12 protein-coding genes are annotated in these 7,666 nt (G+C 37.5%); 7 read left to right on the plus strand and 5 right to left on the minus strand.

Annotation, left to right across the window (positions count from 1 at the left end; all coding sequences use genetic code 11):
• The 5 genes from ACFIMI_RS09165 to ACFIMI_RS09185 all read right to left on the minus strand — a co-directional run.
• The coding region (locus ACFIMI_RS09165; protein ID WP_375692498.1) for a Rha family transcriptional regulator at positions 1-200 on the minus strand (200 nt) is incomplete at its 3' end.
• 15 nt (positions 201-215) lie between these two features.
• A complete protein-coding gene (locus ACFIMI_RS09170) occupies positions 216-578 on the minus strand; it encodes an antA/AntB antirepressor family protein (RefSeq protein WP_375632994.1) in 363 nt (120 codons plus the stop codon).
• A 66-nt stretch (positions 579-644) separates the two neighbouring features.
• Complete coding sequence (locus tag ACFIMI_RS09175; RefSeq protein ID WP_375684799.1) at positions 645-1,019, minus strand: hypothetical protein; 375 nt, start codon at positions 1,017-1,019, stop codon at positions 645-647.
• Between the two features lie 408 nt (positions 1,020-1,427).
• On the minus strand, positions 1,428-2,483 hold the full coding sequence (locus ACFIMI_RS09180; RefSeq protein WP_144755027.1) for a type I restriction endonuclease: 1,056 nt from the start codon (positions 2,481-2,483) through the stop codon (positions 1,428-1,430).
• A gap of 19 nt (positions 2,484-2,502) precedes the next feature.
• Entirely contained in the window at positions 2,503-3,156 is a 654-nt protein-coding gene (locus tag ACFIMI_RS09185; protein ID WP_004856665.1) for a LexA family transcriptional regulator, read from the minus strand.
• A 94-nt stretch (positions 3,157-3,250) separates the two neighbouring features.
• Here ACFIMI_RS09185 and ACFIMI_RS09190 point away from each other — a divergent pair, with 94 nt between their 5' ends.
• From ACFIMI_RS09190 to ACFIMI_RS09220, 7 genes are all read left to right on the plus strand, one after another.
• A complete protein-coding gene (locus tag ACFIMI_RS09190; protein ID WP_126603684.1) occupies positions 3,251-3,526 on the plus strand; it encodes a helix-turn-helix transcriptional regulator in 276 nt (91 codons plus the stop codon).
• Between the two features lie 395 nt (positions 3,527-3,921).
• A complete protein-coding gene (locus ACFIMI_RS09195; protein ID WP_375613946.1) occupies positions 3,922-4,239 on the plus strand; it encodes a dATP/dGTP diphosphohydrolase domain-containing protein in 318 nt (105 codons plus the stop codon).
• Between the two features lie 8 nt (positions 4,240-4,247).
• On the plus strand, positions 4,248-4,679 hold the full coding sequence (locus ACFIMI_RS09200) for a hypothetical protein (protein WP_375633225.1): 432 nt from the start codon (positions 4,248-4,250) through the stop codon (positions 4,677-4,679).
• 405 nt (positions 4,680-5,084) lie between these two features.
• Entirely contained in the window at positions 5,085-5,558 is a 474-nt protein-coding gene (locus ACFIMI_RS09205) for a crossover junction endodeoxyribonuclease RuvC (RefSeq protein WP_375692499.1), read from the plus strand.
• Positions 5,548-5,883 (plus strand): hypothetical protein, encoded by a 336-nt coding sequence (locus ACFIMI_RS09210; RefSeq protein WP_375627591.1) that lies wholly within the window; start codon positions 5,548-5,550, stop codon positions 5,881-5,883. Before ACFIMI_RS09205 ends, ACFIMI_RS09210 begins: the two co-directional genes overlap by 11 nt.
• Positions 5,873-6,997 (plus strand): DUF1376 domain-containing protein, encoded by a 1,125-nt coding sequence (locus tag ACFIMI_RS09215; protein ID WP_375692500.1) that lies wholly within the window; start codon positions 5,873-5,875, stop codon positions 6,995-6,997. Before ACFIMI_RS09210 ends, ACFIMI_RS09215 begins: the two co-directional genes overlap by 11 nt.
• Entirely contained in the window at positions 6,981-7,415 is a 435-nt protein-coding gene (locus ACFIMI_RS09220; protein WP_375628923.1) for a hypothetical protein, read from the plus strand. The genes ACFIMI_RS09215 and ACFIMI_RS09220 overlap by 17 nt, the downstream gene beginning before the upstream one ends.
• Positions 7,416-7,666 lie beyond the last annotated feature (251 nt).

Raw genomic sequence — 7,666 nt, forward strand, 5'->3', positions numbered from 1 at the left:
GGCTTACCCTGTTTATCTAAATAGGTGGATCCAAATTTGGATTGACCCCCTTCAGGATATAATTCTCCTAACATTTGCCGAATATCACGCATAATATGCGCATGTTGCTTACCACATAACTCTGCAATTTCACGACTAGACATCGTTTGAACTGTTGTGTTTTGAAAATTGTTTTCAGATATTGTAATAAAGTTTTGCATCATCACCCCCCTTAATTAAGAAAAACACAAGGTTTGATATAATATTCTGCCATAGTTTCTATGACGTTCTGCTTGAGCAATTTTCCTTGCTGCGTGAATTTTGAAGTAATGATTATCGGTTTTATCTGTTTCTATTTCAGATTTTGGACAAATCTTCTGTCTGTTCCATTCTTGTTTTGTAAAAACAAAATCCACGCCTTCTTTTAGATCAAGCTTTTCAACACAATCATTAAACCAAGTGGAAAAATCTTGTTTCAAATGTAAGTACCTATGCATTACATGGGCATTGACCATTTGGACATAACCGATTTTGTTGTCTACCTCGTTTTCAGGCGTGAGATATCCTTCACTATGAATATGAGTATCATGTGTGGTCATAAGTTTACTCTAATCAATTATTGATGGGAAAAAGGGAGGCGCTTTTAAAAGCGCCCTTTAGAATTTTTAAAGCACATCACATGCACGCAAACGGTGTTGTTGTTCATAAGTACCGTAAATCTCATCATTATATTTTTCGTCTGCGATCTCGTCTAAAAGTTCTTGGTAAGCATCACTTTCGAGTACAAAGTCATGAACTTTACTCTCCTCGTGGAGATGTTCGATATTTTCTTTTACATATGCTTCTGCAATTTCTTCAGAGATATCTTCACAATTGTTCTCAGAAGGATTGATGCGAAAGATTTGGATTGCATCATCTGCCTCGTCAATAATTTTTAGAACTTGGCTTTCATCCAGTGGTCCCGACCGACCAATGTTTTGATCATCATCATAGACAACTAATAAGATTTCATCAGAATTTATAAGAATTGGCTTATCCATAATTTTTCCTCCCTAACGCCTCTTGGCGATTGTTCGTGTTAATGTAATTTAATCTACACCAGATCGGCTTTTGCTTCTTCGTGATATGTTGTTATAGAGGAGTATACCGTAAAGGATTATTATGGTCAAGTCATTTTATGCTAAAATGGTTTTTTATAAATGAACTTTAATATTTATTACGAATCGGTTTGGGTATTGTAGCGTTCAGTGTAGAGGCATGATACTTCCTAGTATCCCGTAAAAAAATAAATCAGTTAGCTGTATTTGAAATTTATATGCAGGAAAAATTGGGGCAGTGTGCAGACAGAGCCAATCGATGGGTAGATAACGCCGTAGTTTTTTTATAAAAACTGCGGACGAACAAAAAAACCCCGCTTCAGCGGGGCATACATAGGTTGTTAGAATATCTTATAAATATTTTTTTGCTGTTTCTCTTATTCTGTCTGCAAAATCATAAATATTATCTAGCGTTTCAATACCGACTTTTTCATCAATATCAGTATCGAAAAGGGCTAGTTGCTTATGTTTTCTGTTAAAGTGCAGTCGAACCAACGGCTTTCTGTTATTATTGTCAATTAAAATGGCGCAGTACGACTTTGCATCTCTGATAACAATACGGTCGGCAGAAATAACTTCACGCGCAATTGCCTTGACAATCATGAAGCCTTCAACTTCCTCTTCGGTCGTTATTATGGCATGTTCATTACCAATAGATGTAGCAATATTATCTTGCTTGTCGGTTTCAGTTGTTGTTTGTAAAGCGCTAGAAAGCCGACTTTTTACCGCATCAGATATTACTTCGCGAAACGCATTTTTAGTAACACCTGTGAGCATTTCTAAGACATTAGCAGTCAGGCGCCCTTCATAAACATCCGCACAAGCAACACGAACAAAACCTTCGGACGGATTTTCTATTTCTTTTTGGATGTTTTGTTTTATTCCAGATACATATTTGAGCTGCTCGGCTGTCACCAATATATTTTCAATATTAAATGCTGAGCGTTCAAACTTTTTAAGCTCTGTAAGTACCACAGTATTGTATTCTATTACATCAAAAGTAAGGAATGGCCTATTATCGAGCTTGTTTGCAGCATCAAGATCTGTGTAAAAATGAAAAAATCGACCATTTGTCAAAATCGCGAATTTAGCATTCGTTACACTAAAGTATCGATATAATTGACTTAAATGCTTTGAACTCAATTCGCAAGATATCGGTTTGCACTCAAAAAGAATACGTATCTCACCGTCTATACGGATAGCATAGTCAACTTTTTCACCTTTTTTACCAACGGCATCAGCAGTAAACTCGGGAATGACTTCAAGTGGATCGAAAATATCATACCCAAGTGCGCGCAGAAATGGTAAAACGACCGCTGTTTTGACCGCTTCTTCAGTTAACATAGTATCTGAATGATTTTTGACTTTATCAGCTATTATTTTTAAGCTCTCGTCTACTGTCCCCATTCCCGCTTCTCCTTTGTTTTCAGGGTTTTCTTAAAATCCAAAGAACTTTCCCAACTACACGAATCTCCTCTCCATCAGTTGCCCCATTTATTTTGATAGGTTCTTGATGATTGGGTTCAGTACTTTCAGGCCATAGTTCAAATCCACTAATAGTTTGACGTATACGTTTAGCTGTACGCTCAATCATTTGACCATTGAATCGGCTGCGTTCAACTATCACGAGATCGTTAGGTTCCACATTAATGCCGGCTTTTATTATGTCTACGCAAATAAGTTGATCACCATCACGAGCAATTTTGTTAAGGCAGTTGCCCTCGATTTTTAAAGCAAATTGAAAGTGAGCTGGGTATTTTGAGGTGCTGGGTACATATTCTATGTCATCAAATCCAAAATCCATATCTTCGACCGACATCCACGAGCTAGCAGCAACTTTTCCTATCACCGGTATCATTCCAATAGCATTAGATATGGGATGTATTTCCTCGTTTTCTGGGAAAAGAAGATTAAACGGCTTTACACCAAGATGTGGTGCTAACTTTTCCGCCCACTCTTTGGTTAATTTTCGCTCACCTTTTTCAAGCCGTTTTATTTGAGGTTGCGTGGTACCAGCTTTTTCAGCCAATTTCACCTGTGTGAGTCCCAAATCTTTCCTCAATTTTTTAATTATATGCATGCTTTAAACCTTACACCAAGACTGCTTATTTAACAAAGTCCATAAAGGTATTTTTTATTGACTAAAACAGTCTTTTATGGTATTTATTTGAATTATGGAAAAATTGAAATCATATCTCACACGAAATAAACTATCTCAAGCCGAATTTGGGAAGCAAGTTGGCGTAGCACAGAGTACGATTAACAGGTATTTACGCGGCTTGCGGTTTCCTGAGCCTGAAATTGTCTTAAAGATTGAAAAGACAACCAATGGTATTGTTCGTCCCGTTGACTGGTATGTCGATTTATACCCACGCCCCTCTCTTGAAGAGGTGGGCGTGCCACTTACTACAGCTGATAACAAACACCCACAGCATCATTCACACTCTTAAAGAAGAAAGAAAGTAAAGATGGATTATGGTTTAGCGGCAATTATTATACTTTTTATATTTTGAAAGATTTAATACAGGAAATAGGTTTTCCAGAAGGCTGTACAATCGTTTTTAATAATTCTGATTGGAATTTTTCTTTTGATGAAAACAACCATTTAATAGCCAAAAATTCTTTAGGACCAGAATTGTCCATAAAGATGCATGGCGACACAAAATATTTCAAAGAAAACTCTCAAAAAATTTTTGAAAAACACAATCGGTCCAAACATTAAATGTAACGAGATGAGGCATGCAGTGTATTTTTGAATTGAGTAAGTTCATTTTTTTTAATTTATGACTAAACGCTCTGTCATAGCAAACATATAAATACGTAGAGCCTTAAGGGGGGGATAATCATGGTTTTTAAAGCACATAAGAATGACATTGGTAAACCGCGTGTTGATCTTATTCCACCGTTGACACTGATTGAAATCGGTAGAGTTTTAGAGCTTGGAGAAAACAAATACGGTGCAAGCAATTGGCGTCATGGCATGAATTGGAGCCGTTTGTATGGAGCTTCTTTACGTCATTTATTAGCATGGTTTGGTGGAGAGAATAAGGATGGCGAGAGTAATTTATCACACTTGGCACATGCGGCTTGTTGCATTCTTTTTTTAATGGAATGCGAGGCAAAACGGATTGGCCGAGATGACCGCCCTAAAAGCAAAGAATAGAGATCAGAATGAGTTCGAATGAGATTTTAATAGCGGGCTTGGTAGTTTTGGGAGCTTTGCTTGTATGCGGAGCGATGTTGCGTGTTGTATTTTATTATCGCAACAAAGTCAAAGTTCTTAAAGAGCAGGTCTTGACTTTAAAAAGCAGCATAAAAACTCTTGATGAAGAATACGCGTGGTCAAGAAGTGCATCTTCAAAGGACGTGGCAAAGAGAACTAGTGATCTGAATATTGCAATTAAAGAACGCGATAGAGCGATAAAAGAACTACAACAAAGGACTGAAGAACATGAAAAGGCATTCAGAGATGTAAGTGAAGTAGTGATGGCACTAAAAGCAGATGTTCAATCACGTGACGAGGAAATTGAAAGACTAAGACAAGAGCTTAAGCAGCGTGAAGGTGCAGTAAAAACGCCGCCTCATAAGAAGAAAAGAAAGTGAGGAAAAAAAGATGAGTGTGACAGCGATAGCTTTGGGTATTGCATTTGTGATCTTTGATTTACTTATAATCTCCTTTGTTGTCTCGGAAATATTAGACAAAAAGAACGATAAACTCCGTGAGATCATTTCGAAAAAACATAAAATTTTACACGATTTGAAAATGCATATCTTCAAGAATGGGGTGGGAACATGAATCTAGGTGAATTAGTACTCTACTTATTCATATCAATAAATGCAGTGTTTTTTATTGCAATGATGGTTTTTATACTTTTAGTTGCGCCTATTTACATAGTGTATACTTCTGCTCAACCCGTCATAAAAAAGAAGAAAATTCTTAAGGAATTAGATGCTGAGATTGAGAGTTTAAAGCACAAGATTAATGAGAAGTAGGTACTGGTGATTTAGATGTCTCATACAATTCTTTGCCTTGATCTAGGGACTAAGACAGGCTGGGCGCTTCGTGATGCAGATGGTTTTATCACAAGTGATACAGAACATTTTCAATCACGCCGTTTTGAAGGCGGTGGCATGCGTTACTTGCGCTTTAAGAAATGGCTTACTGAACTAAAGAGGTCTGTTGATGAAATTGATGCAGTGTATTTTGAAGAGGTACGCCGGCATGTGGGTACAGACGCTTCTCATGTTTATGGGGGCTTTCTAGCAACCTTAACAGCGTGGTGTGAACATCATCAGATACCATATGAAGGCATTCCTGTTGGCACAATTAAGAAGGCAACAACAGGAAAAGGCAACGCCTCAAAAGAAGAAATGATTAAGGCGGTATGTGCAAAAGGACATGTGCCTAAAGACGACAACGAAGCAGATGCTTTAGCAATTTTATATTTAGTTAAAGGAAAGGAGATTGGGGATGTCCAATAGAAATAAGTTTGTAACAATTAATGTAGAGAAGTGTCTTCTTGATATTGTTTTGTTACCAGCGATTGAATGCAATGTTTATCTCAGGTTGCGTTTGCAAATGCTCTACACTGGCGAACCTCTTATAAATAATTCACAAGGATTCTCTTATCTTACTAAATGTTCAGTAAAAAGATTTGAAAAGGCGTTAGATTATTTATTGAGGGTTGGAGTCATCATACGTTTAGAAGATGGTCGTTTGTGGAGTTCACAAGTTGAGGAGGAACTCAATAACTTCAATGAAGATCTAAATAATAATAAAGAACAGGAGGGGAAATATGTCAACTAAGTTAGCTTGGGTTCGTTGTTTTCCTTCTGATTGGGTATCTGATGCTAGTGGAATGACGTCGCATCAAATATCGACTTATATGATGTTGATATTGCTTATGTATAAGAAGAGACAGCCAATTCTTAAGAATGCCTCTATATTAGCACGCATTTCTGGTTGTTCAGTAAAAGCTTTTAATAAAGCGCTAGATTTTTTATTGAGTGATGAGAAACTGATACGTTTAGAAGACGGTCGTTTATGGAGTTTACAGGTTGAAGAGGAACTCAACAACTCTAATGAGAATTTGAATAAGTTTTCAGAGAGAGCGCAGAAGGCAGCGAAGGCAAGATGGGATAAAAATACAAAAGATGCTTGTGATATTAAGCATGATGCTTGTGATAATGCTAATGACGCTAAGCATAATGCTAAGCATGATGCTTGTGATGCTATAACAAACAATACAAACATATATAATAAAAAAACTAAAACTATCGTTTTAGCAAAAAAAGAAATTGGTTCTGAAAGTTTAGAAACAAACGAACAGGTTGACGAGCCAACAGAGGTTGCTGTTGTTGAGACCACATCAGAGCAAATCGAAACCTCATCAGACAACCAACCTCCCATTCACGAGCAAGAGAACGTTCCCAAAAAAGCAAAACGAGCGCAAGCTAATCGCGGTTGTCGATTGCCAGAGGATTTCAAACCTAATTTGCAATACGCAATCGATCAAGGATTAACGCATGATGAGGCGCTGTTAGAAACCGAACGGTTCACAAATTACTGGATAGCAAACCCAGGTAAAAATGCAAACAAACGAGATTGGCAAAGGACTTGGTACAATTGGGTTACAAGCCCTATCGGAACGCTAGCAAAGAAAAAAGCAAGATTAGAACAGGAAAAACGGTTAGGTGGTTATCATGGAAAATTCACTCAGAAAACTTTCACAGAACAGCTTGCAGAAGGCTTCAACCAACTCAGAGATCAACTCTCATCTGGAGAAGATTATGGAAATGATCAGTCCGGGGTATCCATTGACGCTGAAAGCTGGGAATACATTGACGAAACAGGAGGAAGAGCAAACCTTAGATGCTTGCAATCTTCTACAAGCGTTGCTCTCTGTGAAAGCTTCAGTTAAGCAAATTGAGCAAGCTTCTTTCCTACTCTCAAGCATGAGAGTCCCTGCGAACACAGATTCCAAAGCCGTTGTTCTATCCTATAGCATGATGCTGGAACGGATTTCAGCATATGCTCTGAAAAAAGGCGTCGAAAATATCGTAACTGGTCAAGCAATTGGGATATCAAAAACATTTATGCCAACTTGTGGAGAGCTTTTAACTTATTGCCAGACACTAGAAAATACCCTTCTTTCAAAAGCCGAAACTGTACGTAGAGCAATTGAAAACACACGTGAGAAAACACTCAAAGAAAAAACAGCGAAAGAGCATTTTAGACCACTAACGCTTGTTCACAAGCAAGAGCTTGAAGAGACTTTAAATGGCATTGGTGGGATAATGAAACGCTTTGGTCCACAGCAAACTAGTGAAAAGTGCTGATCATTTTACAATTAGGTATGTGTTTAAATCGACAAAAAGGCACCATACAAAGCGATTTAAAGATTTTATGATGAAAACCATATCCGCAATATAAAACGCTCTGTACGGTCAAATTTTAGGTAAATAGACAAATTGGTAAAATTATGGACTAAAAACATGAGAATATTAAAAGACCTGTTCTTAAAAAAGCGTAAACAACCAATGCAAAAAGAGTTTATTGCAACAGCTGTTGGTTATGTTCCTTGGGGGGA

Source organism: Bartonella sp. AP4SXKL (genome assembly GCF_042195845.1).
In the GTDB taxonomy this organism is placed as follows: Bacteria; Pseudomonadota; Alphaproteobacteria; order Rhizobiales; family Rhizobiaceae; genus Bartonella.

Coding starts and splice junctions, on each gene's coding strand:
- ACFIMI_RS09210 (WP_375627591.1), top strand. CDS start 5,548: ATGTCCAATAGAAATAAGTTTGTAACAATTAATGTAGAGAAGTGTCTT.
- ACFIMI_RS09195 (WP_375613946.1), top strand. CDS start 3,922: ATGGTTTTTAAAGCACATAAGAATGACATTGGTAAACCGCGTGTTGAT.
- ACFIMI_RS09180 (WP_144755027.1), bottom strand. CDS start 2,483: ATGGGGACAGTAGACGAGAGCTTAAAAATAATAGCTGATAAAGTCAAA.
- ACFIMI_RS09175 (WP_375684799.1), bottom strand. CDS start 1,019: ATGGATAAGCCAATTCTTATAAATTCTGATGAAATCTTATTAGTTGTC.
- ACFIMI_RS09190 (WP_126603684.1), top strand. CDS start 3,251: ATGGAAAAATTGAAATCATATCTCACACGAAATAAACTATCTCAAGCC.
- ACFIMI_RS09170 (WP_375632994.1), bottom strand. CDS start 578: ATGACCACACATGATACTCATATTCATAGTGAAGGATATCTCACGCCT.
- ACFIMI_RS09215 (WP_375692500.1), top strand. CDS start 5,873: ATGTCAACTAAGTTAGCTTGGGTTCGTTGTTTTCCTTCTGATTGGGTA.
- ACFIMI_RS09200 (WP_375633225.1), top strand. CDS start 4,248: ATGAGTTCGAATGAGATTTTAATAGCGGGCTTGGTAGTTTTGGGAGCT.
- ACFIMI_RS09205 (WP_375692499.1), top strand. CDS start 5,085: ATGTCTCATACAATTCTTTGCCTTGATCTAGGGACTAAGACAGGCTGG.
- ACFIMI_RS09185 (WP_004856665.1), bottom strand. CDS start 3,156: ATGCATATAATTAAAAAATTGAGGAAAGATTTGGGACTCACACAGGTG.